The following is a 26509-nucleotide window of genomic DNA, read 5'->3' as shown; positions in this document are numbered from 1 at the left end:
CATTTTGCAGCAGCGCGCAAAAGCGCCTTTTCAGGAGGGGCCTCCGCCGCTAAAGGGGCCGCGTTCCGACAGCGTCACCAATTTGTCACGCCATTTAGTTCTAGGGGTTTGGCCATGAAGCTCATGACCGGCAATTCCAACAAGCCGCTCGCGGCCGCCATCGCCGACTATATCGAGATTCCCCTGACCGACGCGAGCGTCCGCCGCTTCGCCGACGAAGAGGTTTTCGTGGAAATTCACGAGAATGTCCGCGGCGAGGACGTGTTCGTGATCCAGTCGACCAGCTATCCGACGAACGACAATCTGATGGAGCTGCTGATCATGATCGACGCGCTGAAGCGCGCGTCGGCCAAGCGAATCACGGCGGTGGTCCCCTATTTCGGCTATGCCCGGCAGGATCGGAAGCCCGGCCCCCGCACGCCGATCTCAGCCAAGCTGGTCGCCAATCTCATCACCACCGCAGGCGCCAACCGCGTGCTGTCGGTGGACCTGCACGCCGGGCAGATCCAGGGCTTCTTCGACATTCCGACCGACAATCTGTTCGGCGCGCCGGTCATGTCGGCCGACATCCAGGCGCGCTTCGGCGACCGCAACCTGATGGTCGTGTCGCCGGACGTGGGCGGCGTGGTGCGCGCCCGCGCCCTTGCCAAGCGGCTGGACAACGCCCCCCTCGCCATCGTCGACAAGCGGCGCGAGCGCGCGGGCGAATCGGAGGTCATGAACATCATCGGCGACGTGAAGGGCCGCTTCTGCGTGCTGATCGACGACATCGTCGATTCGGCGGGCACGCTCTGCAACGCCGCAGCCGCGCTCAAGGCGGCGGGGGCTGAGGAGGTGGCCGCCTATGTCAGCCATGGCGTGCTGTCGGGCGGCGCGGTGGCGCGGGTCGAGGCGTCGGAACTCAAGGAACTGGTCATCACCGACTCGATCCAGGGTACGGATGCGGTCTGCGGCGCGAAGAGCATCCGCCATCTGCCGATCGCTCCCCTGTTGGGCGAGGCGATCAAGCGCATCGCGGACGAAAGCTCCGTTTCCAGCCTGTTCGACTGAGATCGCCGCGAGGAAGTCGAAAAAAGGCTGCCGATGATCCCATCGGCAGCCTTTTTCATGTCCGTTCGGCAAAGTCGCGCGGCGCGACTTTGCTCAGTTGCGCGGAAACAACAGCAACGGCAGGCTGCAAACCAGCGCCATCGCCAGGAAGATGCGCTGGCTGAGTGAAATGCCGAGCGGCTTGTCGCGCCACAACCAGGGGCAGGTCAGCAGGGCCAGCATGAACAGGATGTTGGCCAATGCGGGCGAGCCGTCGACCGGCAGATCCTGCCACAGCGCCAGCCCTCCGAACAGGGCCATGAAACTTACAATCCAGCCGACCAGCGCCACCAGCAACTCCTTCGAGACATGTCGAAGGATAGGACGGCGCGAACCGGCAGAAGTTTAGGCGGAATGCGCCCAGGGGTCGTAAGTGCCGAAGCTCCAGACATTGCCTTCCGGATCGAGCGCTTCATAGCCGCGACCGGGATAGCCGTCATTGTCGTGCGGCTCGCTGACCACGACGGCGCCTTCATTCCGTGCGTGAAGGCAGTGGGCGTCGGCGTCGGGCACGACCACATAGATGCAGGTGGTGACGCCGCCCAGTTCCCTGGGCGTGCTCCAGCTATAGAGCGATTCCGTCGCTCCGTCGCGGACGCTGCCCAGCATGACCATGCCCTCCCCCAGCACCAGCTGGGCATGATGGACGATGTGCGGGTCGTCCGCATCTTCGTAGCTGGCCTGCACTTCGAAACCAAAAGCCCGGCAGAGAAACCGGATGGCGGCGGGCGCATCGGCATAGCGCAGGCCGGGGATGACGGGGGAACCGGGCATCACATCCCTCCTTCAGGGAATCGGAGAGGCCCAGCCTATCCTTTAACTCCGCCCGTCGCGACAGCCCTTTGCATTTTCACGGCGGTCGACCGTTCCGCCAGGCGGGAAAATGCTCTAGGCCCATGGCATGACGACCCGCGACGATCTGGCCCTTGCCAACCGCCTTGCCGACGCCGCCCGCGCGGCGATCCGCCCCTTTTTCCGCGCGCGCTACGACATGGAATTCAAATCCGACAAGTCCCCCGTGACGGAGGCGGACAGGGCCGCGGAAGCAGCGATCCGCGCGATCCTGGAGAAGGAACGGCCGCAGGACGGCATCATCGGGGAGGAATATGGCGCGAGCCGCGAGGATGCGGAACGGGTATGGATCCTCGATCCCATCGACGGCACGCGCAGCTTCATCGCCGGGCGGCCGATCTTCGGCACGCTGATCGCGCTGACCCAGGCGGGTTGGCCGACCGTCGGGATCATCGACCAGCCCATTGCGGAGGAACGCTGGGCGGGAATGATGGGGCAGCCGACGACCTTCAACGGAAAGCCGGTGACCACCCGCGCCTGCCGCGCCCTGGACGAGGCGATCCTGGCCTCCACCGCGCCGCAGCTTTTCCCGGGCTGCAGCGGCGAGCATTTCTCACGCCTTGCGGGGCAGTGCCGCGACACCGTCTGGGGCGGGGACTGCTATAATTATGGGCTGGTCGCGTCGGGTCATGTCGACATCGTGGTCGAGGCGGGTCTCAAGTTGCACGATCTGGCGGCACTGGTGCCGGTGGTGGAGGGCGCGGGCGGGCGGATGTGCGACTGGACCGGCGAACCGCTCACGCATGACAGCGACGGTCAGGTGATAGCGCTGGGCGACGCCGCGCGGCTGGATGACGTGCTGGAGGCGTTGGCCGAAGGGCATGAGGGTCATTAGGGCGCTAATTATTTCAGCAGGGTGTATTACTCGTCCAGCCCAGACGGCGATCTGTTAGCTGGGAAATTAGCCTGTCGCCGCTCAGCACCCCGCGATTGGTGCAGGGCGCCAGTGCATCAGAAGATGCCCAGGAATTTCTTCTTCTGGCTCTTATTTCCGCGGGCATTGCCCTTGCCGGCTTCATCCTTGGCCGTGGTGCCGCGGCCGACATCGTCGCGGGGCTTGCCGCCCTTGGTGCGCTGGGCGGCGGCCGTCGCGCCGGCAAGGACCGGACCGCAGGCGGCGCTCTTCGCATCCCCGACATCGACGAAGGCAAGCACCGAGGCAAGCGGCGTTGCGGCTATGCCGAGCGCCGCAGCCGCGCCGCCGCGCGCGACCAGTTCGGGGCTGATCACGTCGATGCCCGGCCTGGCGAAATATCCGGTGATGCCGACAGGCGACTGACCCGAGAAGAGGCTGAACTTCTTGCCGTCGGCGCGGAAGGCGAGGTCCAGGCTTTCGTTGCGGAAGGAGAAGCCGCCCCGGCCCAGCATCACATTCTTGCGCGTGTCGATGATGATCGGATCGGCGGCGGCCACGCCGTTGCGCACGGTGAAGGCGATCAGGCCGCAATTGATCTCCACCGGGTCCTTCAGCTTCTTCTGGAACATCTTGGTGATGAAGGTGCCGATGTCGAGTTCCGCCAGTTGGACGTTGCGCGCCCACATGGAGCCCGCCGGTAGGATCACGGCGATGCGACCGTTGGACGTGCTGAGCGAATCGTGCAGCGTGTTGCCGAGGCCGGTCATCTGGACGCGCGCCTTGATCGTGCCGGTGGTGCCGGATTCCTCCACGCCCCAGCGGGAAAGCAGCTTGCCCATAGGCGTGGGCGACAGTCGGATGTCGTAGCTGGTGCGAACGGGTTCTGTCCGGGCATTGATGCTGATGTCGGAACTGACATGACCGCCCGACATGTCGAATGTCAGCGGCGACAGCCTGAGCAGGCTGCGGTCGAGCGAGAGCGTCAGGCCGATATTGGACACCGGCAGATTGTCGGCGCGGACCCGGCGGACGTCATAGCGGACGCGCGCATCGAAATTGCGCAGCGCCTCCACTCGCAGCGGCGCGTCGGGCAGGACGCGCGGCGTGCCGCCCACCGTCTGGATCGCGCCCGCCTTGCCTTGCCTCTCCAGCCGCTGGGGGTCATAGCCGATGAAGGGGCCGACATCGACGATGTCGAGGCTTTGGGTGGCGAGGTCGGCCTTCAGCAGCAGGCGATCGTCGGGCAGAGACACGGTCATGCGCCCCGCCAGGTCGCTGTCGCCGAAACGGCCCTTGAGATGGGTGAACCGCCACTCCTCGCCAGCCTTGGTCAGCGCGGAGGTGAAGCGATAGGCGCGCGTTTCGGGAATGGCGACGCCCAGGAAGTCGAACAGCCGCGCAAGATTGGGGCCATGGGTGAGCAGGCGCAGGTCCGCCCCCTCGATCTCGGTCGCGCCGGGAAGCGTGCCGCTGACCTCCAGCACGGTCGCGCCAGCCTCGGCCCGGAGGGCAAGCCTGTTCCGGCCGCCCGTCACCGTCTGGTTGGGCGAGAGCAGGCCGCCGCGCAGCCTGAAGGGGCGGCCCCGCATCGTGCCGGTGCCGGAAAAGCGCACGTCGCTGGCAAAGCGGGTGTCCTGCGCCTTCACCGTCTCGAATCCGATGTCGGCGTCAAGCTGCATGCGGGGGTCGCGATAGCGCAGCGTCGTACCGGCCAGGAGGGCGCGGCGGATCAACGGCAGGTTGAGCGGTTCGCCCTTCCTGCCGGGATCGCCGAAGGTCCATGTGTTGCTCCTGCCGTCGCGCGACCATTCCAGATCGGCGGCGGCATTGCGCAGTTCGAGCCAGCGGACCTTGTACTTGTCCCCGAAGAGAAGGCTGAGGGGCGCGATCCGGCTATCGATCAGATCGGCGCGGAAAAAGGCGGGCCGGCTGGCCCAGGGCGTATTGGCGACGGCCATATGCTCGGCGCGGAACTTGATCGTGATGGGGTCGAAATAGAGCTGGAAGTCGCCGCCGACGCGCACGGGGCGTTCAAGGCGGTTGCCGAGCATCCGTTCGAAGGGATGCTTGAGGAAGCGGCCCTTGGTGATGAAGAGCATGAGCCAGAGCGCGAAGAGAATGCCGACGATCCAGAGCAGGATGCGCACCGGCAGGGGGAGCCTTCGCCAGCCCCCTCTGGCGCGCTGGACATAATGGCCCGTGCCGCGGGGGCGCGGCATTTCGCTTGTCGGCCTATCCGGCCGATCGGGGCTTGCCGGCATGTCCGGCCGGAGGGGATCGGCGTCGGCCATGGCGGTTCAACGCCGATCCGCCTTTTTGGGTCCGAATCGCTTGCGTTCGGGGATGCTTCCGACTATGGGCCGCCCTTCGCGATATTTGGAAGGACCGCCCGGCTAACTAGGGCTGCCGTGGCTGTCCGTAATCGTCGCGCTTTGAAAAGGAGACGAAAATGCCCAAGCTCAAGACCAAGAGCGGTGTGAAGAAGCGCTTCAAGTTCACCGCTTCCGGCAAGGTCAAGCACGGCGTCGCTGGCAAGCGTCACCGCCTGATCAGCCACAATGCGAAATATATCCGCCAGAATCGCGGCACCTCGGTCATGTCCGACGCCGACGTGGCTCATGTGCGCCTCTGGGCGCCCTATGGCCTGAAGTAAGGGAGGGCTGACCAATGGCACGTGTCAAGCGTGGTACGACCACCAAGGCGAAGCATAAGAGGATATTGGATCAGGCGAAGGGCTATTATGGCCGTCGCAAGAACACGATCCGCATCGCCCGTCAGGCCGTCGAAAAGGCCGGCCAGTACGCCTATCGCGACCGCAAGGTCAAGAAGCGGACCTTCCGCGGCCTGTGGATCCAGCGCATCAACGCCGGTGTCCGCGCCGAGGGCCTGACCTATTCGCAGTTCATGCACGGCCTGAAGCTGGCCGGCGTGGATCTGGACCGCAAGGTCCTGGCCGACATTGCGATGCACGAAGGCGAGGCGTTTAGCGCCATCATCGCCCAGGCGAAGGCTGCGCTGCCCGCGGCCTGAGCTTAGAACGGTCGCAAGATCGTCCAAAGGGGCGCCGGGGCAGATGCCTTCGGCGCCCTTTTTGATTGGCGTGCCCCCCATCTCCGCTCACCCTGGGCGAAGTCGAAGGTTCTGCTGAGCCGCAGGCGAACGGTTTCGCCAGGCTCAAGCGCTGCTTCGGCTTCGCTCAGCCCGAACGGTATTGAAGGAATATCCCTCATGTCGCTGCATGTCTGGTGGCTTTATGTCACGGCGGTTTTCCTGATCTCGGCCACGCCGGGACCGAACATGCTGCATGTGATGACGCAGAGCATTCATCATGGCCCGCGTCGGGCGCTTGCCACCATGGCCGGGCTGATGAGCGCGATCCTGCTGTGCCTGATCGCCTCCGCGCTCGGGCTGGGGGCGTTGCTGAAAGCCTCTCCGCGCCTGTTCGACGGGTTGCGCTATGCAGGTGTCGCCTATCTGATCTGGCTGGGCGTCAAGGCCTGGCGCGCGCCGGTGGGTGAAGCAGGCGAGGTGGGCGCCACGCGGGCACGGTCGCTGCGGGCGCTCTATGGCACCGGGTTGCTCACCGGCCTCAGCAATCCCAAGCTCATCATCTTCGCGGCCGCGCTGTTTCCGCAGTTCATCGATACCGATCGGCCCTTTGCGGTGCAGCTGGGCATATTGGTGGCGAGCTTCGTCGCCATCGAGTTCGGCTGGCAGTGCGTCTATGCGCTGGGTGGCATGAAGCTCGCCCGCTGGCTGGCGCCCGCGAACCGGCAGCGGTTGTTCAACCGGGGAACGGGGCTGATGTTCATCGGCTTCGGCGGGGCGTTGCTGGCGGCGCGGGCGTAAGTCCCCGCTTTTCCACCTCGTCATTCCCGCGAAAGCGGGAACCCATCTCCCGAGGAATGCATGAAACGCGAAATCAGCCCAACGGTCTACATATTGGCGAGCCGCCGAAATGGGACGCTGTACACCGGCGTTACCTCCGACCTTGTAAAGCGTCTATACGAACATCGAAACGGCTTGATTGAAGGCTTCACGAGCGACTACGGCGTCAAGCGCCTTGTCTGGTTCGAAATGCATGACGCGATCGATGGCGCGATATTGCGGGAAAAGCGGATCAAGAAATGGAACAGGCAATGGAAGATCGAGCTGATCGAGGCTGGAAATCCCGAATGGGATGATCTGGCCCTGGCTTTCGGCTTTGAACCCCTCCGCGAGAGGGCAGGAGATGGGTTCCCGCTTTCGCGGGAATGACGGGAAAGTGGAACGACGTTCGATGACTGAGATTGCCAATCTGAAAGCCGGCCTGATCGCGGATATTGCCGCCGCCGACACGCTCGACGCGCTGGAGGCGCTGCGGGTCGGCGCCTTGGGCAAGAATGGCGTGGTGACGGGGTTGCTCAAGACGCTGGGCCCGATGAGCCCGGAGGAGCGGCTGGAGAAAGGCCCCCCGATCCAGGATTTGCGGGAGAGCGTGACGGCGGCGCTGGCGGAAAGGAAGGCGGCGCTGGAGCAGGCGGCGCTCGATGCGAAGCTCGCGGCCGAGAAGATCGACATGACCCTGCCCGCCGACTCCGGTCCACAGGGGTCCGTGCATCCGGTCAGTCAGGTGATGGACGAACTGGCGGAGATTTTCGCCGATCTGGGCTTCTCCGTGGCGACGGGGCCGGAGATCGAGGACGACTGGCATAATTTCACCGCGCTCAACATTCCGGAGACGCATCCGGCGCGGGCGATGCACGACACTTTCTACTTCCCCGACACCACCGATGGGGATGGGGACGGGAAGAAGATGCTGCTGCGCACACACACCTCCCCCGTGCAGATTCGCACCATGATGAACGGCGAACCGCCGATCCGCATCATCGCGCCGGGCCGCGTCTATCGGTCGGACAGCGACGCGACGCATACGCCGATGTTCCATCAGATCGAGGGGCTGGTGATCGACAAGGGCATCACGCTCGGTCATCTCAAATGGACGCTGGAGACTTTCCTGAAGGCCTTTTTCGAGCGCGACGACATCGTCCTGCGCCTGCGGCCCAGCTATTTCCCCTTCACCGAACCTTCGGTGGAGGTCGATGTCGGCTATACGCTGGTGAACGGCCAGCGGGTGATCGGGGGCGACGGCGACGCGCCGGGTGGCGGCTGGCTGGAGGTGCTAGGCAGCGGCATGGTCAACCGGCGGGTGATCGAGGCCTGCGGGCTCGATCCGGATGAATGGCAGGGCTTTGCCTTCGGGACGGGCGTCGACCGGCTCGCCATGTTGAAATATGGGATGAACGACTTGCGCGCTTTCTTCGACGGCGATCTGCGCTGGCTGAAACATTATGGCTTTTCGGCGCTGGATGTGCCCACTTTGAGCGGGGGAGTGGGCGCATGAAGTTCACGCTGAGCTGGCTCAAGACGCATCTTAATAGCGATGCGGACCTGCCGACGATCCTCAAGGGGCTGACGAACATCGGTCTTGAGGTCGAGGGCGTGGAGAATCCGGCGGAGAAGCTGGGCGCCTTCCGCATTGCGAAGGTGCTGACGGCGGAGCGTCATCCGCAGGCGGACAAGCTGCAGGTGCTGACCGTGGATGCGGGCGACGGCCCGTTGCAGGTGGTCTGCGGCGCTCCCAATGCACGCGCCGGCCTGATCGGCGTGTTCGGGACCGAGGGCGCGGTGGTGCCGGTCAACGGCATGGTGCTGAAAAAGACCGCCATTCGCGGCGTCGAATCCAACGGCATGATGTGCTCGTTCCGGGAGCTGGAACTGGGCGAGGATCATGACGGGATCATCGAACTCAGCGCCGATGCGCCGGTGGGACGGGTCTATGCGGAATGGGCGGGGCTGGACGATCCAGTCATCGACGTGTCGATCACGCCCAACCGGCAGGACTGCATGGGCGTGCGCGGCATCGCGCGCGACCTGGCGGCGGCGGGGCTGGGCACGCTGAACGCGCTGATCGTGCCGACGATCGAGGCGGCGGGCCCCGGACCGGACGTACGGATCGAGGATGCGGAGGGCTGCCCCGCCTTCTTCGCCCGGACGGTGCGCGGCGTGAAGAACGGCAGCTCGCCCGAATGGATGGCGAAGCAGTTGAAGGCCATCGGGCAGAAGCCGATCAGCACGCTGGTCGACATCACCAATTACATCATGATCGATCTGGGCCGGCCGCTGCACGTCTATGACATGGCGACGCTGAAGGGCGGGCTGGTGGCGCGGCGCGGCAGGCCGGGCGAGCAGGTGCTGGCGCTGAACGGCAAGACCTACACGGTCGATGAGAGCATGACCGTGATCGCCGACGACGAAGCGGTGCACGACATTGGCGGCATCATGGGCGGCGAGCATTCGGGCGCCACGGAAGCCACGACCGACGTCCTGATCGAATGCGCCTATTTCACGCCGGAACGGATCGCGGTGACGGGGCAGAAGCTGGGGCTGACCAGCGACGCGCGCGGACGGTTCGAGCGTGGGGTGGACCCGGCCTTCCTGGACGACGGCCTGTCGATAGCGACCTATCTGGTGACGCATCTGTGCGGCGGCAGCGCCAGCGAGGCGACGCGCGCCGGCAGTCCGCCGCTGGCCGTGAAGACCGTGACCTACGATCCGGCGCAATGCCTGGCGCTTGCCGGCGTCGACGTCGCGGATTCGGAGCAGAAACGCATTCTTGAAAGCCTGGGATTCGAGGTGGAAGGCAATGACGCCACCTTCGAATATCAGGACGGCGTGCCGGTCACGACCCCTGCCACATGGACCGTGACGGTGCCGAGCTGGCGGCGTGATGTCGACGGCTGGCCCGACATCGTCGAGGAGGTGGTGCGCATCGTCGGGCTGGATCAGGTGCCCTCCACCCCCCTGCCCCGCGCCCCCGGCGTCGCCAAGCCGACCGCCACGCCGGAACAGGCCATCGAACGGCGCGTGCGCCGGACGGCGGCGGCGCGTGGGCTGGCCGAAGCGGTCAACTGGTCCTTCATTTCGGAGAGGGAGGCCGCCGCGGTCGGCGGCGGGGCATGGACCCTCGCCAACCCGATTTCGGAGGATCTGAAGGTCATGCGTCCTTCCCTGCTGCCCGGTCTGCTTTCGGCCACGCGGCGGAATGTGGACCGCGGCGCGGCTTCGGTGCGGTTGTTCGAGCTGGGCCGCCGCTATCTGGCGGACAAGGAGCGGCCGACCGTCGGCTTCGTGCTGGCGGGCGAGAAGGTGGCGCGGGGCTGGCAGACCGGGAAGGCGCAGCCCTTCTCCGCCTTCGACGCCAAGGGCGAGGCGATCGCGCTGCTCACCGCCGCGGGCGCGCCCGTCGCCAATCTCCAGAGCTTCGGCGAGGCCTCGGGCGCCTATCATCCGGGCCAGTCGGGCACGTTGCGGCTGGGGCCGAAAACGGTTCTGGCGGAGTTCGGCGTGCTGCATCCCAGCCTCGCCAGGCAGTTCGGGCTGACCGGCGCGGTGGTCGCGGGCGAGATCTTCCTCGACGCGATCCCCGCCCGACGGGCCAGCGGCTTCATGCGCCCGCCCTATGCGCCGCCAGCCTTGCAGGCGGTGAAACGCGATTTCGCGTTCCTCGTCGATCAGACTGTCGAAGCCGACGCACTGGTCCGTGCGGTCAGGAACGCGGACAAGAAAGCGATCGTTGACGCGCGGCTGTTCGACGTCTTCGTCGGCCCCGGCGTGGATGAGGGCAAGAAGAGCCTTGCCGTCGAGATCACGCTGCAACCCGGCGACAAGAGCTTTTCCCAGGAAGAGCTGGACGCGATCAGCGCGGCCGTGGTGAAGGCGGCGGAAAAGCTGGGCGGCACTCTGCGGGGATGAGGCTGTTCGCCGGGATCGAGGGGAAAGCGCGGCTTGCCGGTCTCTTCCTTCTCGGCGGCATGGCGGCGCGCGGCGTGGGTGAGGCCATGATCCGCGCCGCTCTGGTCGTGCCCGGTTCCGGGCCGGAAACGGCGCGGAACATAAAGGACTTTCCCTGGGCCTATCGCGCGGCGGAGGCGACCGATCTGGCGATGGCCTGCGCCATGCTGGGGGCGACCGTACTGCTTTATGCGCTGTTCGCGCCGGGCGGGAGGCATGTTGCGCGGATGGCGGCTTTGCTTTCCGTCATCGGCATTGCGACGCTGGGGGCAGGCAGCCTTCTCTCCATCGCGCCGCTCATCCTGCTGGACTGGGCGCCGCATCCGGGCATCGGCATGGCGCAGACCTATTCGCTCGTGGAACTGGCGCTGCTGCTGCGGGATCAGGTTCAGCACGTCGCACGCATCTTCCTGGGGCTGTATCTGCTGCTGATCGGTCTGCTGGCTTTCCGCTCGCGGCGGTTTCCCCGCGCATTGGGCGCGGCGCTGATGTTCGGCGGCTCGGTACAGGCGGTGGCGCGCCTGATGGCGCTGATCGCGCCGGATCTGGCCGACGCGACGGTGATTCAGGCGGACATCGCGGCGGTGCTGGCGGAGGCTGTCTTCGCGCTATGGCTTATTTTTTCGGCTCGTCGGCCTTTTCCTGCGCCGTCGGCGGCGGACTCATGATCTTGCAACCCTTGGCGTCGGCCAGGCCGCGCAAATAGCCGCGCCGGGCTATGCCGGCGGTGACGGCGGCTTCCAGACGACGCTCGGCAGGGGCGGCGCCGCTGATCTCCCGCACGAGGCCGCGAAAGGGGATGATCGAATTGACGATCGTCTTGCCGACGGCTTCGGCTATCTTGCCGGTGCGGTTCTCATTCGCCTTCTGCCCCACGGTGAAGTCGGGGCCAAGCACCGCGTTGAGTTCGTCGAGCGAGGTCTTGAGCGCCTTGCAGCTCCGCAAGGGCGGGCGCTTATAGGGGTCTTCGACCGCCTGCTGGAGCACATCGGGAATCTTGTCCTTGTCGATGCCGACATCCCGCGCGGGCTGGGTCGCGATGGTGCCCGCCTTCTTCAACGTGTCGTCCTTCTTCTCCTGTTCCTGCGCCAGAGCGCCCGTCGAACAGAGCAGCAGCGCAGCCACGCCGATCCATTTCATCCGATTTCTCCCTGCTGCTTCTTCAACCCCTTGAGACTGGGCGTGGTTCCGCGCCGGCCTGGCCGCTCCGGACTCTTTCTTTTCCGCGATTTCCTGACCGGCGGTCGGTTCCGGTCGCCGGGAAATCGCTCTATGCCGGACGGCAAGGAGATTGCAGCATATGGCGGACGAATTCATCACCATCGGTTCAGGCGATCTGAGCGCCGTCGTCAACCCGCTGGGGGCGGAGCTCTGGTCGCTGAAGGACCGGCAGGGGCGCGAGTTGATGACCGATGCGGACCCGCGCTGGTGGACGGGACACGCGCCGTTGCTCTTCCCCTTCGTCGGGCGATCGCGCGGGGATGCCTATCGCTTCGAGGGGCAGGATTACGCGATGCCGCAGCATGGCTTTGCGCGGCGCAGGGCTTTCGCGCTGGTGGAGCGGAGCGGCGAGGCCGTGACCTTCCGGCTGGAGGCGGATGCGGAGACGCGGGCGGTCTATCCCTTCGACTTCCGGCTGGACATGCGCTTCGCGGTCGAGGGAGCGGCGCTGCGGATGAAGGCGACGGTGGCCAATATCGGCGAGGGCGACCTGCCCTTCTCCTTCGGCTATCATCCTGCCTTTGCATGGCCGCTGCCCTATGGCGGGGCGGCGGAGGATCACCGGGTGCTGTTCGAGAAGGCGGAACCCGCGCCGATCCGCAAGGTGGGGGACGAGCCGGGCCTGATCGCGCGGGAAAGCATTGCTTCACCCGTGGATGGCCAGGTGCTGGTGCCCACCCATGCGATGTTTGAGGGCGACGCGCTGGTCTGGGACCGGCTGGAGAGCCGCAGCCTGTTCTGGGGCGTGCCGGGCGGCAAGGGGCTGAGGATCGATTTTCCCGATACGCCCTGGCTGGGGCTGTGGCAAAAGCCGGGGGCGCATTATCTTTGCGTGGAACCCTGGGCGGGGATGGCCGATCCGGTGGGTTTTACCGGAGATGTTTGGGAGAAGCAGGGGATCATGCGGCTGGCGCCGGGGAAGGAACGGGCCTTCCGGATGGACGTGACGGTGGTGGGCGGCTGAATTCGAGTTGCCTTCCAAAAACGGCCTTACTGGCGCGGCGGCAAAGAATCGCTATATGGGCCGCCCATGAGCATTCCTTCCCGCCGTACCTTCGCCATCATCTCGCACCCTGACGCGGGCAAGACCACGCTGACCGAGAAGCTGCTGCTGGAAGGCGGCGCGATCCATCTGGCGGGGGAGGTCAAGGCGCGCGGGGCGAACCGGCGCGCGCGGTCCGACTGGATGAAGATCGAGCAGCAGCGCGGCATTTCCGTGACCAGCTCCGTCATGACCTTCGAACGCGACGGGGTGACGTTCAACCTGCTCGACACGCCGGGGCACGAGGATTTTTCCGAGGACACCTATCGCACGCTGACGGCGGTGGACTCGGCCGTGATGGTGATCGACGCCGCCAAGGGCATCGAGCCGCAGACGCGCAAGCTGTTCGAGGTGTGCCGGCTGCGCAACGTCCCCATCATCACCTTCGTCAACAAGGTGGATCGTGAAGGGCGCGACGCCTTCGCCCTGCTGGATGAAGTGGCGGACGCGCTGGCGCTGGACGTGTGTCCGATGAGCTGGCCGGTCGGCATGGGCGGCGAGTTCGAGGGGATTTACGACTTCGCCCGGAACCGCCTGCGCCAGCCTTCGGGCGCGAGCAAGGAATTTGAGGGGAAGGAAGCCTCCTTCTCCGGCATCGACGATGATGCTCTGGCCGGGCATCTGTCCGGACAGGGGCTGGCGCGGCTGCGGGAGGAGGCGGAACTGGCGGTGGGCGGCTATGCCGATTTCGACCTTGCCGCCTATCGCCATGGCGACCTGACGCCGGTCTATTTCGGGTCGGCGCTCAAGCTGTTCGGCGTGACCGAACTGATCGACGCGCTGGCCGCCCATGCGCCGCCGCCGCGTGCCCAGCCCGCCGAGCCCGCGCCCGTCGAGCCGGAGAATAGCGAAGTCACCGGCTTCATCTTCAAGGTCCAGGCCAATATGGACCCGCAGCATCGCGACCGAATCGCCTTCATGCGGCTCTGTTCGGGCAAGTTCCGGCGGGGCATGAAGCTGACGCCAAGCGGCAGCGGCAAGCCGATCGCCGTGCATTCCCCGATCCTCTTCTTCGCGCAGGACCGCGAGATTGCGGACGAGGCCTTTCCGGGCGACATCATCGGCATTCCCAACCATGGGACGCTGCGCGTCGGCGATACGCTGAGCGAGAAGGCCGGGGTCCGCTTCACCGGCCTGCCGAACTTCGCGCCTGAAATCCTGCGGCGCGTGGCGCTGAAGGACCCGACCAAGACGAAGCAGCTCCGCAAGGCGCTGGATGACCTGTCCGAAGAAGGCGTGATCCAGGTCTTCTATCCGGAAATCGGATCGAACTGGATCGTCGGCGTGGTCGGGCAGTTGCAGCTCGACGTGCTGATCTCCCGGCTGGAGGCGGAATATAAGGTCGCGGCCGGGCTGGAGGCTTCGCCCTTCGACACGGCGCGATGGATTTCGGGGGACGACGCCGCGATCAGGGACCTGGTGTCGTTCAACGGCGCCAATATGGCCAAGGATCGCGACGGCAACCTGGTCTTCATGGCGAAGAGCGCCTGGGACATCGGCTATCAGCAGGAGCGGCACCCCAAGGTCAAGTTCAGCGCGACCAAGGAGCGTTGAACGGGGTACGGCCGAATTTGGCCAATTCAAGACCTTCCCCTCCCGTAACCGGGAGGGGTTAGGGGTGGGCGCGAGCGTAGCGAGCTTCTGACTTAGCCGTTGAAAATTCACGCTGATGTCGCGCCAGCCCACCCCCTAGCCCCCTCCCGCCTGCGGGAGGGGGAATGTCCGCAATCCACCCGAAATCCGCCCCCAACCCGCATTTCCAGCCAACAAGGAAAGGCCCGTTCCCCATGGGGGACGGGCCTCTTCGTTCGGGCATGATGCCGCGAAGCTGCAATCGTCGGGCGGCCGCAGCCGCCGTCAGATCACTTGATCTTGGCTTCCTTGAACTCGACATGCTTGCGCACGACGGGATCGTACTTCCGGAAGCTCAGCTTCTCGGTCTTGGTGCGCGGATTCTTCTTGGTGACGTAGAAGAAGCCGGTGTCAGCCGAGCTGACGAGGCGAATCTTGACGGTTGCTGGCTTGGCCATGGCCTTAGTCCCTGGTCGTGAATATCGTGAAAAAGAAGAGCGGCCCCAATTCTCTTGCGAGGAAGGGACCGCCCCGTTTCAGCGGTGCCCCATGAGGCAGATTCGGCCCCATGTCAAGGCTCGTGGCCCAGGCGCGGGGGTTATGCTACACTTTACGCGGCCTTAACCCGCTTCGCTCTATCAGGGAGCCGGAGTTACAGGACGGGGGAGTCTTCTCCATGCGACATGATCCGATGCTGGCCATTCTTGCCGATCTGCTGAGGCGGGTCGACGGGCTTGCGGGGGAAAGGGGCCATGTATCGGTGGTGCGGTTGCGCGACGAGATCGACCGCATTCGCCATATTGCCCGCGCCTTTCACCTCGACAGCGTGGAAAACCTGGCCGGCACATTGCAATCGGCGCTGTCGCTGCAAGGCGCCGGGCCGGTCATCATGTCCTATCTCGACCTGATGCGCGACGCGATCGCGGCCAAAATGCCGGAGGCGGACGTCATAGCCATGCCCGTCGCCGCCAAGCCGGCGGCACGGCCCGGCGCGCACCTGATCGTCTGACTGCCTGGCCGGCTGAATGGATGCATTGCTGATCGCATTGCTCGGCTGCCTGTTGGCGGAGACGGGCGACAAGGGGCAGTTGCTGGCGCTTGCGCTGGCCGAACGGTTCCACCGCGACGGAGCGGTGATAGCGGGGATCGTGGCGGCGGCGCTCGCCAATGCGGCCATCGGCGCGGCGGCAGGCGCCTTCATCGCGCCGATGCTGGGTACGGACGGGCGGCTCCTTTTCCTGGCGCTGGCGCTGATCTTCCTGGCGGTCGGCATGTTCTGGCCGACGAAACGGCCTGATCCCCTGGCAAGCTGGCGGCTGGGGCCCTTTCCGACCACCGCGCTCGGCCTCTTCATCCTCGACTTCGGGGACGGCGCGCAGTTCCTGATCCTGGGAATCGCCGTGCGGACTGCCGATCCTTTCCTGGCCGCGACGGGCGGGGCGATCGGCATCATCGCCGCGACCGTGCCCGCCATTCTGATGCGCGGTCCGTCATTCAAGGCGCTGCCGCTTCGCGCGATCCGGCTGGGCGGGGGAGTGCTGGTGCTGCTGGCGGGCATGGCGGCGGCGGTGTCGGCCCTGCATCTCGCCTGATCGATTGGCTGCATCACACTGACCGGCATTATCCCGGCAAAATTCCTGTCTTGTCATGGCACCTTATCGGGGACAGACCATTATATGTCCGAAACCAAGTCCCCCAGCAGGAGCCAAGCATGACAGCCCCCGATCTCAAGACCCCGACGGACCTGCGCAGCAACGCCACCAAGTCGGTCGCAGAGGCGCTGAACGGCGTGCTCGCCGACAGCTATGCGCTGTATTTCAAGACCAAGAATTTCCACTGGCACGTCTCCGGCCCGCATTTCCGCGACTATCATCTGATGTTCGACGAGCAGGCGACGCAGATCCTGGCGACCACCGACCTGATCGCGGAGCGGGTGCGCAAGACCGGCAACACGACGCTGCGTTCCATCGGAGACATTTCGCGTCACCAGTCGCTGGTCGACAATGACGCCGATTATGTAAGCCCCGGCGACATGCTGAATGAACTGCGCGAGGACAATCTGAAGCTGGTCGAGGCGCTGCGCGCCGCCAAGGCGGCCGCGACCGAAGCGGGCGACAATGCGACCGAGGGCATTATCGACGACTGGACCGACGAGGCCGAGGAACGCGCCTGGTTCCTGTTCGAAGCAGGCCGCAACGCTTGATTGAATAGATGAAAGCCCTCCAGCCGAAACTGGAGGGCTTCTTTTTTTGATCAGCATTTATCCGTTTGAACGATACCGATCTTTTTGCAGCGTGCTCCTGCGAAGGCAGGAGCCCAGTCCTGCCCTCCGAACTGGGTTCCTGCCTTTGCAGGAACACAATCCGGCATATTGCGAGGTCTACTCCTCCAATATCGCTTCGATCGCGAGGATCATGATCGCGCCCGGCTTGCCGCCGAAATCGACGCTTTCGCCTTCTTCCGCATCCATCATCGCCCGGGCGAGCGGCGCGGAAAAGGCGATACGCCCTTCCGCCGGGTCGGCCTCGTCATCCCCGACGATGGCGATCCGCTTCTCCGCGCCGTTCAACCGATAGGTGATGCGGCTGCCGAAGGCCACAGCCTCCGCATCCGGCACCGGCCGCAATTCAGCCGTCGCCAGGCGCGTCCGCCAATAGCGCAACTCGCGCTTCAGCTTCTTGGCGTCCTCCTCAGCCATGGCTTCGGTATCGACCGCCTCCAGCGCTTCCACCTTCTCCCGCGTCAGCCGCAGGCCGCGCGCCGTCACCCAATTGGGTCCGGGCGGCAACGGAATCTCGAAAGTGGGTTCCAGATGCTCCTCGTCACTCTCGCGACGAAAGGCGACACTCATTGCACTCTCCTGTCAAAACGCTTGTTCGCGCTGACACGAGGTCGAAACTGCCGATCTTCTTTTCAAGGGAAGGTCCGGGCTTCGACATCGCGGAAGCCCGAACGAGCAGGGCTTCTAATCTTCGTCGAACAGTCCGGCGAGCTGCTCCACCATGGTCCCGCCGAGCTGTTCGGCATCCATGATGGTCACCGCGCGGCGATAATAGCGCGTGACGTCATGGCCGATGCCGATGGCGACGAGCTGCACGGGCGAGCGGTTCTCGATCCACTCGATCACCTGCCGCAAATGGCGCTCCAGATAGGTGCCGCTGTTCACCGACAGGGTGGAATCGTCGACCGGCGCGCCGTCGGAGATCACCATCAATATGCGGCGTTCCTCATTGCGGGCGATCAGCCGGTTATGCGCCCAGAGCAACGCCTCGCCGTCGATATTCTCCTTGAGCAGCCCCTCGCGCATCATCAGGCCCAGATTCTTGCGCGCCCGGCGCCAGGGTTCATCGGCCTTCTTGTAGATGATGTGGCGCAGATCGTTGAGACGCCCCGGCATCGGCGGACGCCCGGCGGCGAGCCAATCCTCGCGGCTCTGCCCGCCCTTCCAGGCGCGGGTGGTGAAGCCCAATATCTCGGTCTTCACGCCGCAACGCTCCAGCGTGCGGGCCATGATGTCGGCGCTGATCGCGGCGATGGAGATCGGCCGCCCGCGCATCGACCCGCTATTGTCGATCAACAGCGTCACGACCGTATCGCGGAACTCGGTGTCACGCTCGATCTTGTAGGAGAGCGAGCGCGTCGGATCGATCACGATCCGCGCCAAGCGCGCCGCGTCGAGCAGCCCCTCTTCCTGATCGAAGTCCCAGGACCGCGACTGCTGCGCCATCAATCGCCGCTGGAGCCGGTTGGCAAGCTTCGTCACCGCGCCCTGCAAGCTGACGAGCTGCTGGTCGAGGAAGCCGCGCAGGCGCAGCAATTCATCCTCGTCGCACAGATCCTCGGCGGTCACGACCTCATCGTGAAGCTGCGTATAGGGCTTATAGTCGAAGCCCGGCGGCAGGTCGCCCATCGGCCGGTTGGGGCGGACGGGCATCATGCCCTCCTCGCCCATATCCTCCGCGCCTTCTTCGCTGTCGGCGTCGAACTCGTCGCTATATTCGGTTTCGCCGTCCTCGGTGTCGCCGCCCTGGTCCTCGGCGCGCGCCTCGGCAAAGGCGTCGCTGTCGCCCGCCTGATCCTCGCCGCTGTCGCCGTCTTCCTGTTGCTGCTCTTCGTCCTCGCCCTCTTCCTGCGGTTCGGACTCGTCGGTTTCGGGCGGCACGTCGGCGTCGATCAACTGGAGATGCTCCAGCATGGCCGAGGTCAGCTTCTGGAAAGCGCGCTGGTCGTCGATGGCCATGGCCAGCGCGTCGAGATCGGCACCCGCCTTGTCCTCGATCCACTGGTCGACCATGGCGAGGCCCGCCCGCACATCCTTGGGCGCGGCCTGCCCGGTCAGCCGTTCGCGCACCTTGAGCGCCAGCGCGGTCGACAGGGGCACCTCATCGGCGGAACGCGCCCGGCGGATCGGATCGGACTTCAATTTCAGGTCGAGCGCATGGTTGAGGTTCGCCCTTACCCCCTCCATCGCCCGCGAACCGATCGCCTCGACCCGCGCCTGCTCGACCGCGTCATAGACGGCCCGCGCCGTCGCGTCGGCGGGCGCGGCGGCATTGTGAATCCGGGCATTATGGTGCCGCAGCCGCAGCGCATTGGCGTCCGCGAAGCCACGCGCCAGCGCCACCTGATCGGCGGGCAGATTGCGTCCGGGCGTCGGCACCTTGATCGCCTTGCCCGCCATATGCGGCGTATCGGTGGTGAAGCTCACCTCCACTTCCGCGTCGCGCGCGATCGATCGCGCCGCGCCGGACAGCACGTCCTTGAAGGCGTCGAGGGGCGAACGGTCGGCCATCAGTCGAGCAACATTCCGCGCATCGAATCCCGTGCCGCGGCGTCGACGCCCAGCACATCGTTCAGATAGCCGTCCACGCCGCCATGGCTTTCATCCAGCGTCGCGAACAATGTATCCAGATAGACGGATTCCGCCTTCAGCAGCGGTTCGAGCATGTCGGTTCTGGTCAGCCGCATCCGCGCCACCAGCGTGTTGCGCTGCGCCAGCAGCCAGTCCCAATCGGCATGGGCGTTGGTCGCCAGATAATCCTGAACGATTGTCGGGCGCGGCACGCCCAGCGCCGCCAGAACCAGCGCCGCGCCCACGCCGGTCCGGTCCTTGCCCGCCGAGCAGTTGATCAGCAACGGCACGCGCCCATCCGCGATCCGCGCGAACATGGCGCGGTAGGATTCGGCATGGTCGACCGGGATGACGCGATAAAGGGCGATCATCGTCTGCCGCATATCGTCCGCCGTCGCGCCGTCGCGCTTCAGCATCTCTCCGAGGAGCCCGCTGCTTTCCGCATAGTCGCGGCAGAAATAATCGACCTCGCTCCCATGCCAGAGCGTGGGTTCGGCGGTCCGTTCGTTGCCGCGGCGGAAATCGCAGATCGCCTTGATGCCGAGCGAGCGGAGATGGTCCGCATCCGCGTCCGTCAGCAGCGCCATCGTCCCCGACCGATAGAGCATGCCGCGCTTCACGCAGCGCCCGTCCGCCGTTGCATAACCACCGAAGTCGCGCAGGTTGAACGCGCTCTCCAGCGGCAGGCGGGCTTTTTCCGGCGTCAGGGCGACAGGCTCGCTCACGGCCGCTCGCCCTCCCCGACCATGGGCACGGCGATGGTTTCGATCTGCGTTTCGACCTCGCTCATCAGCTTGTGCACCGGGCATTTCGCGGCGACGGCGATCAGTCTGTCATGCTGCTCCTCGGTGAGCGGGCCGGACAGCGCGATGCGCGTGGTCAGCCTGTAGATGCCCTGCCGTTCCTGGCTCGCGTCGCGCACCACGCCGACATGGATGCCCTCCACCGGAATGCCGTTGCGCTGCGCATACCAGAGCATCGTCATCGCCTTGCACGCGCCCAAGGCCGAATCGTAAAGGTCATGCGGGTCCGGCCCGGCATCATGGCCGTCCGGGGCCGACATGTCCGCGATCAGCTCATGCCCGCGAATGCTGATCCGATGGGCGGTCCCGCCCTCCGGATCGATCCGTTCGACGACGATCACGTCACGCCGCCCGGTGCGCGACGCTTTCGGGCAGGTCCTTGCCGAAGACGCGCTGATAATATTCGGCCACCAGCGGCCGCTCCGCCTCATCGCATTTGTTGAGGAAGCTCAGGCGGAAGGCGAAGCCGATATTCTTGAAGATCAGCGCATTCTGCGCCCAGCTTATCACGGTGCGCGGGCTCATGACGGTCGATATGTCGCCGTTGACGAAGCCCTGACGCGTCAGTTCCGCCACCTTGATCATATTCTCGACTTCCTTGCGGCCGCCCTCATGGTCATATTCGCCAGACTTGGCCAGCACCACCTGCGCCTCGGTCGCGGCGGGCAGATAGTTGAGCGCCACCACCAGGTTCCAGCGATCCATCTGGCCCTGGTTGATCTGCTGCGTGCCGTGATAAAGGCCGGTGGTGTCGCCCAGACCCACGGTGTTGGCGGTCGCGAACAGGCGGAACCAGGGATTGGGCCGGATCACCCGGTTCTGGTCGAGCAGCGTCATCTTGCCGTCGGTTTCCAGCACGCGCTGGATCACGAACATCACGTCCGGGCGGCCGGCATCATATTCGTCGAACACCAAAGCCACGGGTCGCTGCAACGCCCAGGGGAGCAGGCCTTCGCGGAATTCCGTCACCTGCTGCCCGTCCTTCAGGACGATGGCGTCGCGCCCGACCAGGTCGATGCGGCTGATATGCGCGTCCAGGTTGATGCGGATGCACGGCCAGCGCAGGCGCGCGGCGACCTGTTCGATATGGCTCGACTTGCCGGTGCCGTGATAGCCCTGCACCATCACGCGGCGGTTATAGGCGAAACCAGCCAGGATCGCGAGCGTGGTGTCCGGATCGAACACATAGGCGGGGTCAAGGTCAGGCACCCGCTCGTCGGCTTCCGAAAAGGCCGGGATCTTCATGTCGACATCGATGCCGAACACTTCGCGCGCGTCGACTTCGCGGTCGGGCGAGGCCAACAGCGTTTCGGCGCGGGTATCGGGCTGGACGTTCGGGATGTCGGTCATCTTCTAATCTCTTTGAACGATCTGGTCGGCACTGCCCTAACCATCAGGGACAGGCATGTCGATAGAGTGGGGCCTTAACACGCCGGGATCAAGCGGCCCATTCGGCCAAATTGGCCTCCTGCCCGACCAGCGCCAGCCCATGGGCGATGGACGTCAATTCTCCGCCGGTTGCAATATGGTCTTTCCCGAAGCGCCGGTCGAAAATGCGCCGGATCGCCGGGATCAGGGACGTGCCGCCGGTCAGGAACACCCGGTCGATGGCATCGGGCGCCACGCCCGCCTTGTCGAGCGCCTTGTCCACCGTGGCTTCGATCCGGGCGATGTCGGGCGCGATCCACCCCTCGAAATCGGCGCGCGTCACCTGCTTTTCGATGGTGAGCCCGCCGCCTTCGAAGCGGAAGGTCGCGCTCTCCGCCTCCGACAGCCGCCGTTTCAAAGACCCCACCGCGTCGTAGAGCGGATAGCCCAGTTCCTTCTCGATCACCGTGATCATCCGCCCGATGGCGTCGGGATCATGGGCGGCCTTCTGCAAGCGCGCCAGCTCGTCCATGGTCCGCCGGTTGCGCATCAGCGCCAGCCGCGACCAGTCGGCAAAATCGGCAAAATAGCTGCGCGGAATCTCCAGTTCCTTGCCGAAGCTGTGATAGCTGCCGCCCTTGCCCAGCATCGGCAGCACCAGATGATCGACGATCCGATAGTCGAAGCGGTCCCCGGCCAGGCCGATGCCCGCCGAGCCGAGCGGCACGCAACGCCGCGCCGCGCCCGGCGCCTCGACCCGGACGATGGAAAAGTCGCTGGTGCCCCCGCCAAAGTCCGCCACCAATATCGTCGCCGCTTCGGTCAGGCGGCTGGCATAGCTGAACGCGGCGCCCAGCGGTTCGTAGACATAGTGAATCTCGTCCCCGAACCCTGCGAACATGGCGTCATAGCGCCGCCGGGCGAGCGCCTCATCGGGCCGCGATCCGGCATATTCCACCGGCCGCCCGACCACGATCCGCTCCGGCCGCCGGTCCAGCGCGCCGCCCGCATGGCCGACCATGCGGGAGAGGAACATTTGCCCCAGTTCCTCGAAGCGGAAGCGCTTCTCGAACACATTCGCGCTTTCGAAGACCGGGCTGGCCGCCACCGACTTGAAGCTTTGCAGGAAGCGGCTGTCCTCCGGAAATTCCAGATATTCCGCTATGGCCCATGGTCCCGCCTCATGCGCCATGCCGCCCTTCACGCCGCTGTCATGCCAGAAGCAGAGCGCGGAGCGGAACACCGCGCCGGTTGCTTCCTTGCCGGCAAATTCCACCAGTTCCGACCCGCCCCCGCCAGCGAGCGCGGCCACGCTGTTGGTCGTGCCGAAATCGAGGCCCAGGGCGCGGGTTGTCATAGGAATCTCCGGGGAAGGGTCGGCGCCTATGACAGCGCAATGAACCGATCACAAGTCATTCCCGCCTCTGCGGGAACGACGATGTTCAAGCGAAGGCCTCAGCCTTCCTCAACAATTGATAGGCCTCGATCACTCCCTGCAACAAAGCCTCATGGCTCCGGTCGCCGCCATTATGATCGGGATGAAAGCGCCGCAGCAATTCGGTGTAGCGCTGCCGCAGCGCTCTTCGGTCGGCGTCGATCGGCAACCCCATCACCTCCAGCGCCCGCCGGTCGTCCCGCGACAGGAATTTTCCGTCCTGCCGCGTCTGGTTGTCGGCCCGCGCCTTCGCCACCCGCTCCCTGAACTTGGCGCCGATGGCGTCCAGCGGGTCCTGAAAGTCCGACCATCTGGGCGGCGGGCTGGCGGCGTTGGACGAAAAGGCCCGCGTCTCCCGCTCCCACCCCGCATAGGGGCGCTGGGCGGCGGCGATCTCCTCCGGGCTCATGCCGGTGAAGAAATTATAGCCCTGGTTGAATTCCCGCACATGGTCGAGGCACAGCCAGCGCCAGCGTGGGCCTTCCTGGTTCGGCCGGCCTCCTTCCAGGGGCGGCGCGCGAAATTCCCCCGGTTCCTCGCAGCCGGGCACCGCGCAGGGGCGGTCGCTTTCCACGCGGCCGTGGAAACGGTTGAAACGCCGGGTCGAGAAGGGATCGCTAGCCAAGATTGTCCTGATGCAACGGGGAATAAAGGGCCTATATAGGGGCGATGACCGAGATTCTAAAAGGCCCTGTCGCCACCGAAATCGAAGCCCGGCTGCAGGCCGCCCTCAGCCCCGAACGGCTCGCCGTGATCGATGACAGCGAGAAGCATCGCGGCCATGCCGGGCATGACGGATCGGGGGAGAGCCACTTCACCGTGGAGATCGTTTCCGGCCGCTTCATGGGCCAGAACCGCGTCGCTCGCCAGCGGATGGTCAATGCCGCGCTGGCCGACCTGCTGCGCGAAAAGGTCCACGCCTTGGCGATAAAGGCTCGCGCACCGGGCGAATGACACCATAGCGCCTGTTCGAACGTTGTGCCGCCGTCGAAGGAAGCGCGCATCATGGCCTATGATTTCTGGTACTGGTCCACCATAGCCGGGCGCGGCGAGTTCGTGCGGCTGACGATGGAGGCGTGCGGCATCGCCTATCGCGACCGCGCCCGCACCGACGGCGACGAAGCGCTGATGGCGGACATGGAGCGTCACGACGCCGGTCCCGCCTTCGCCCCGCCCTATCTGGTGACGGACAGCCGCACCGTGGCGCAGACCGCCAACATCCTGTTCTATCTGGCCGAACGCCATGAATGCGGCCCCACCGGCCTCAAGCCGCGCTATTGGCTCGCCCAGGTGCAGCTCACCATCATGGATATGGTGGCCGAGGCGCATGACGTCCACCATCCGGTCGGCGCCCATCTCTATTATGAGAATCAGAAGGCCGAGGCCCTGCGCGCCGCCCAGGGGTTTCGCGCCGGCCGCATCCCCAAATTCCTGACCTATTTCGAACATGCCCTGAGCGCGGAGACGGGGGACTGGCTGGCAGGCCGAAGCTGGAGCTATGCCGATCTCTCGCTCTTTCACCTGATCGCGGGATTGCGCTATGCCTTTCCGCTGCGCATGGCGACGCTGATGCCGTCCTTCCCGCGCCTTGCCGATCTGCATGACCGGGTTGCGGCGCTGCCCGAATTGCAGGACTATCTGGCAAGCGAACGGCGCCTGCCGTTCACCGACGAAGATGTCTTCCGCCACTATCCCGAACTGGACGCAGCATGACCCCGCCCGAACCCATCATCCAGAACGATCCGATCATCCAGACGATCACGCCCACCACCCATGACCTGGGCGATTTCCGCGTCCATCGTTCCCTGCCGGTGAAGGATCGCACCATGGTCGGCCCCTTCATCTTCTTCGACCAGGCCGGTCCCGCCCGGATCGAACCGGGGCAGGGGGTGGACGTGCGCCCCCACCCGCACATCAACCTCGCCACCGTCACCTATATGTATGAAGGCAGCTTCCTCCACCGCGATTCCCTGGGCACGGAGCAGTTGATCGAGCCGGGCGCGGTCAACCTGATGACCGCTGGCAAGGGCATCGTCCACAGCGAGCGGTCGCCGGACGAGGACCGGGCAAAGCTGTCGAAACTGTCCGCCATCCAGACTTGGCTCGCGCTTCCCGACCGTTATGAGGAGATGGACCCGGCCTTCGAACATGTCGGTGAAGGCGGCCTGCCCGTCATCGATGGCGCTGGGGCGCGGGCGCGCGTGATCATGGGCAGCCTGTGGGGCGCAACCTCACCGGTCACCACCTATGCGAACACCATCTATGCCGACATCCAGCTTGCCCCCGGCGGATCGGTCCCCATCGACGCGGATGCGGAGGAGCGGGCGATATATGTCTCCGGCGGCGACGCGGCGCTGGACGGGGTGATGCTCCAGCCGCAGACGCTCTACGTCCTGCGGCCCGGCATCAGGGCGACGTTGATGAGCGTGGACGGCGGCCGCGTCATACTTTGCGGGGGAGAGGCGTTCCGGACGCCTCGCCATGTCTGGTGGAATTTCGTGTCATCCTCCACCGACCGCCTGATGCAGGCCCGCGAGGATTGGGAAGCCATGCGCTTTCCCCTGATCCCCGGCGACGACCGGGAATTCATCCCGATCCCCCAGGGGCGGCCGAAGACGGTGAGCTATCCGTGATTTTTTGAGATCGTCATCCCGCGAAGGCGGGAATCCATCTCCCATAAGTCGTCCCAGGCGGCACGTTCAGGAGATGGGTTCCCGCCTGCGCAGGAACGACGAACGGATCACTGGACGAAGGTCAGCGACAGATTCTCGGCATTTTTCGGAATGTCGATCCGGCTTTCGTTGATCGACGCTTCCTCACCCGGTTTCAGGCTGGTCCGGTCCGCCTTGGTGGTCCAGCTGAACACCAGCCGGTTCTGCCTGTCGCGCAGTTGCACCAGCACGGGGGGCACCGGCAGCACCTGCTTGCCGCTGTTCACGATCCGCGCTCCGAAAGCGAAATATTCCTCCCCGGTCGGCAGCTTGCGCCGCTCGGCAGGCTTGGAAAGATAGAAGAGCAGGTCCGGGTCGCCTTCCTCGGGCACCAGGCCCAGATTGACCGCCCAGCCAGGCGTTCCGAAATACCAGAGCGCCCCGCCGGCCGCGCCGATCGCCAGGCAGAAGGCGAGCGCCGCATAGGTCCATATCTTCAGCCGGTTGCGCCGGGGCTTCGCCGCTACCGGCGCGGGTTCGGCCCAATCGTCGCGCGCATCCGCTTCGGCGCGCCCGTAAATATCGTCGAACCGATAGTCCGGCCTTGCCGTTTCCGGGGGTGCGGCTTGCGCGACGTGCTCGGGCTCCACGGGCGCTGCGACGGGCTCGACCGCTGGCGGGGCGGGCTCCTCAACCGGAGGCGGTGGGGGGGGCGGCGCCGGGGGGGGCGGTGGAGGCGGAGGCGATGGCGCCGCGACTTCGGGCACGCCTGCCGTCGCCAATGCTTCCTCTCGCGGGGCGAGCGCGGCGCCTTCCTGGAACCAGCTATGTTTGCAGGCGGCGCAGCGAACCTGGCGGCCGTTCGGGCCGACGGCGCTGTCCGGCACGATATAGCGCGTGGCGCAATTGGGACACACCAGGATCATGACGCTTCA

At 65.5% G+C, this 26509-nt stretch carries 30 protein-coding genes; 17 read left to right on the top strand and 13 right to left on the bottom strand.

The features are described 5' to 3' along the window. Positions 1 to 114: 114 nt before the first annotated feature. Positions 115 to 1050, top strand: a complete 936-nt coding sequence (locus EGM87_RS15245; RefSeq protein ID WP_025548240.1) for a ribose-phosphate pyrophosphokinase — start codon at positions 115 to 117, stop codon at positions 1048 to 1050. 93 nt (positions 1051 to 1143) lie between these two features. Here EGM87_RS15245 and EGM87_RS15240 read toward each other — a convergent pair whose 3' ends face one another. Continuing rightward, complete coding sequence (locus tag EGM87_RS15240) at positions 1144 to 1380, bottom strand: hypothetical protein (protein ID WP_048576373.1); 237 nt, start codon at positions 1378 to 1380, stop codon at positions 1144 to 1146. A 54-nt stretch (positions 1381 to 1434) separates the two neighbouring features. Continuing rightward, on the bottom strand, positions 1435 to 1863 hold the full coding sequence (locus EGM87_RS15235) for a VOC family protein (protein ID WP_061939878.1): 429 nt from the start codon (positions 1861 to 1863) through the stop codon (positions 1435 to 1437). A gap of 127 nt (positions 1864 to 1990) precedes the next feature. On the opposite strand from EGM87_RS15235, the gene hisN reads away from it, so the two are divergent. After that, positions 1991 to 2776: a histidinol-phosphatase gene (gene hisN, locus EGM87_RS15230; protein WP_025548235.1), complete on the top strand. Its 786-nt coding sequence runs from the start codon at positions 1991 to 1993 to the stop codon at positions 2774 to 2776. Between the two features lie 116 nt (positions 2777 to 2892). On the opposite strand, the gene EGM87_RS15225 is transcribed toward hisN, so the two are convergent. Beyond that, positions 2893 to 5088, bottom strand: a complete 2196-nt coding sequence (locus EGM87_RS15225; protein ID WP_137709657.1) for an AsmA family protein — start codon at positions 5086 to 5088, stop codon at positions 2893 to 2895. A 158-nt stretch (positions 5089 to 5246) separates the two neighbouring features. On the opposite strand from EGM87_RS15225, the gene rpmI reads away from it, so the two are divergent. From rpmI to EGM87_RS15190, 7 genes are all read left to right on the top strand, one after another. Continuing rightward, positions 5247 to 5450, top strand: coding sequence for a 50S ribosomal protein L35 (gene rpmI / locus EGM87_RS15220; protein WP_007689506.1), 204 nt, complete (start codon positions 5247 to 5249; stop codon positions 5448 to 5450). A 14-nt stretch (positions 5451 to 5464) separates the two neighbouring features. Continuing rightward, positions 5465 to 5827, top strand: coding sequence for a 50S ribosomal protein L20 (gene rplT, locus EGM87_RS15215; RefSeq protein ID WP_022682430.1), 363 nt, complete (start codon positions 5465 to 5467; stop codon positions 5825 to 5827). 198 nt (positions 5828 to 6025) lie between these two features. Continuing rightward, entirely contained in the window at positions 6026 to 6646 is a 621-nt protein-coding gene (locus EGM87_RS15210) for a LysE family translocator (protein ID WP_137709658.1), read from the top strand. A 60-nt stretch (positions 6647 to 6706) separates the two neighbouring features. Further along, a complete protein-coding gene (locus EGM87_RS15205) occupies positions 6707 to 7054 on the top strand; it encodes a GIY-YIG nuclease family protein (RefSeq protein WP_007689499.1) in 348 nt (115 codons plus the stop codon). Between the two features lie 22 nt (positions 7055 to 7076). Further along, the gene (gene pheS, locus EGM87_RS15200; RefSeq protein ID WP_137709659.1) at positions 7077 to 8180 is read left to right on the top strand and encodes a phenylalanine--tRNA ligase subunit alpha; all 1104 of its coding nucleotides are present in this window, start codon (positions 7077 to 7079) and stop codon (positions 8178 to 8180) included. Next, positions 8177 to 10591, top strand: a complete 2415-nt coding sequence (pheT, locus tag EGM87_RS15195; RefSeq protein ID WP_137709660.1) for a phenylalanine--tRNA ligase subunit beta — start codon at positions 8177 to 8179, stop codon at positions 10589 to 10591. The genes pheS and pheT overlap by 4 nt, the downstream gene beginning before the upstream one ends. Beyond that, positions 10588 to 11298, top strand: coding sequence for a DUF4386 domain-containing protein (locus EGM87_RS15190; protein ID WP_137709661.1), 711 nt, complete (start codon positions 10588 to 10590; stop codon positions 11296 to 11298). Before pheT ends, EGM87_RS15190 begins: the two co-directional genes overlap by 4 nt. Here EGM87_RS15190 and EGM87_RS15185 read toward each other — a convergent pair. Next, positions 11246 to 11770 carry a hypothetical protein gene (locus tag EGM87_RS15185; protein ID WP_025548227.1) on the bottom strand — a complete coding sequence of 175 codons (525 nt, stop codon included), beginning with the start codon at positions 11768 to 11770 and terminating at the stop codon, positions 11246 to 11248. The genes EGM87_RS15190 and EGM87_RS15185 overlap by 53 nt on opposite strands. Positions 11771 to 11930: 160 nt before the next feature. Between EGM87_RS15185 and EGM87_RS15180 the strand changes: the two genes are divergently transcribed. After that, positions 11931 to 12815 (top strand): aldose 1-epimerase family protein, encoded by an 885-nt coding sequence (locus EGM87_RS15180; RefSeq protein ID WP_137709662.1) that lies wholly within the window; start codon positions 11931 to 11933, stop codon positions 12813 to 12815. A gap of 66 nt (positions 12816 to 12881) precedes the next feature. After that, a complete protein-coding gene (locus tag EGM87_RS15175; protein ID WP_044661177.1) occupies positions 12882 to 14447 on the top strand; it encodes a peptide chain release factor 3 in 1566 nt (521 codons plus the stop codon). A gap of 308 nt (positions 14448 to 14755) precedes the next feature. Here EGM87_RS15175 and rpmG read toward each other — a convergent pair whose 3' ends face one another. After that, positions 14756 to 14923: a 50S ribosomal protein L33 gene (gene rpmG / locus EGM87_RS15170; protein WP_007687342.1), complete on the bottom strand. Its 168-nt coding sequence runs from the start codon at positions 14921 to 14923 to the stop codon at positions 14756 to 14758. A 218-nt stretch (positions 14924 to 15141) separates the two neighbouring features. Between rpmG and EGM87_RS15165 the strand changes: the two genes are divergently transcribed. From EGM87_RS15165 to EGM87_RS15155, 3 genes are all read left to right on the top strand, one after another. Further along, positions 15142 to 15474 (top strand): hypothetical protein, encoded by a 333-nt coding sequence (locus tag EGM87_RS15165; RefSeq protein WP_137709663.1) that lies wholly within the window; start codon positions 15142 to 15144, stop codon positions 15472 to 15474. 16 nt (positions 15475 to 15490) lie between these two features. Then, positions 15491 to 16057 carry a TMEM165/GDT1 family protein gene (locus tag EGM87_RS15160; RefSeq protein ID WP_137709664.1) on the top strand — a complete coding sequence of 189 codons (567 nt, stop codon included), beginning with the start codon at positions 15491 to 15493 and terminating at the stop codon, positions 16055 to 16057. Between the two features lie 119 nt (positions 16058 to 16176). Next, a complete protein-coding gene (locus tag EGM87_RS15155) occupies positions 16177 to 16668 on the top strand; it encodes a Dps family protein (protein ID WP_048577868.1) in 492 nt (163 codons plus the stop codon). Positions 16669 to 16845: 177 nt separating this feature from the next. Here the strand turns inward: EGM87_RS15155 and EGM87_RS15150 are convergent, their stop codons facing one another. From EGM87_RS15150 to EGM87_RS15120, 7 genes are all read right to left on the bottom strand, one after another. Continuing rightward, complete coding sequence (locus EGM87_RS15150; RefSeq protein WP_061940875.1) at positions 16846 to 17316, bottom strand: GreA/GreB family elongation factor; 471 nt, start codon at positions 17314 to 17316, stop codon at positions 16846 to 16848. Positions 17317 to 17430: 114 nt separating this feature from the next. Continuing rightward, on the bottom strand, positions 17431 to 19257 hold the full coding sequence (gene cobT / locus EGM87_RS15145; protein ID WP_137709665.1) for a cobaltochelatase subunit CobT: 1827 nt from the start codon (positions 19255 to 19257) through the stop codon (positions 17431 to 17433). Further along, positions 19257 to 20042: a tyrosine-protein phosphatase gene (locus tag EGM87_RS15140; protein WP_044661160.1), complete on the bottom strand. Its 786-nt coding sequence runs from the start codon at positions 20040 to 20042 to the stop codon at positions 19257 to 19259. Before EGM87_RS15140 ends, cobT begins: the two co-directional genes overlap by 1 nt. Then, positions 20039 to 20461: an OsmC family protein gene (locus EGM87_RS15135; protein ID WP_044661161.1), complete on the bottom strand. Its 423-nt coding sequence runs from the start codon at positions 20459 to 20461 to the stop codon at positions 20039 to 20041. The genes EGM87_RS15140 and EGM87_RS15135 overlap by 4 nt, the downstream gene beginning before the upstream one ends. A gap of 1 nt (position 20462) precedes the next feature. Continuing rightward, positions 20463 to 21470, bottom strand: a complete 1008-nt coding sequence (gene cobS / locus EGM87_RS15130) for a cobaltochelatase subunit CobS (RefSeq protein WP_044661162.1) — start codon at positions 21468 to 21470, stop codon at positions 20463 to 20465. 88 nt (positions 21471 to 21558) lie between these two features. Continuing rightward, positions 21559 to 22845: an Hsp70 family protein gene (locus EGM87_RS15125; protein ID WP_061940864.1), complete on the bottom strand. Its 1287-nt coding sequence runs from the start codon at positions 22843 to 22845 to the stop codon at positions 21559 to 21561. A gap of 85 nt (positions 22846 to 22930) precedes the next feature. Further along, positions 22931 to 23548, bottom strand: coding sequence for a J domain-containing protein (locus EGM87_RS15120; RefSeq protein WP_061940861.1), 618 nt, complete (start codon positions 23546 to 23548; stop codon positions 22931 to 22933). A gap of 44 nt (positions 23549 to 23592) precedes the next feature. On the opposite strand from EGM87_RS15120, the gene EGM87_RS15115 reads away from it, so the two are divergent. Genes EGM87_RS15115 through EGM87_RS15105 form a run of 3 tightly spaced genes read left to right on the top strand, consistent with a single transcriptional unit; the run spans position 23593 to position 25556 of the window. Next, positions 23593 to 23877: a BolA family protein gene (locus EGM87_RS15115; RefSeq protein ID WP_048577874.1), complete on the top strand. Its 285-nt coding sequence runs from the start codon at positions 23593 to 23595 to the stop codon at positions 23875 to 23877. 51 nt (positions 23878 to 23928) lie between these two features. Then, the gene (locus EGM87_RS15110; protein ID WP_137709666.1) at positions 23929 to 24636 is read left to right on the top strand and encodes a glutathione S-transferase; all 708 of its coding nucleotides are present in this window, start codon (positions 23929 to 23931) and stop codon (positions 24634 to 24636) included. Next, positions 24633 to 25556 carry a pirin family protein gene (locus tag EGM87_RS15105; RefSeq protein ID WP_137709667.1) on the top strand — a complete coding sequence of 308 codons (924 nt, stop codon included), beginning with the start codon at positions 24633 to 24635 and terminating at the stop codon, positions 25554 to 25556. The genes EGM87_RS15110 and EGM87_RS15105 overlap by 4 nt, the downstream gene beginning before the upstream one ends. Positions 25557 to 25663: 107 nt before the next feature. Here the strand turns inward: EGM87_RS15105 and EGM87_RS15100 are convergent, their stop codons facing one another. Then, positions 25664 to 26500: an MJ0042-type zinc finger domain-containing protein gene (locus EGM87_RS15100; RefSeq protein WP_171407201.1), complete on the bottom strand. Its 837-nt coding sequence runs from the start codon at positions 26498 to 26500 to the stop codon at positions 25664 to 25666. Positions 26501 to 26509 lie beyond the last annotated feature (9 nt).

The organism is Sphingobium sp. RSMS, from assembly GCF_005406185.4.
GTDB classification, from domain to species: Bacteria; Pseudomonadota; Alphaproteobacteria; order Sphingomonadales; family Sphingomonadaceae; genus Sphingobium; species Sphingobium fuliginis.
This window is presented reverse-complemented; position numbering and strand designations above follow the sequence as displayed.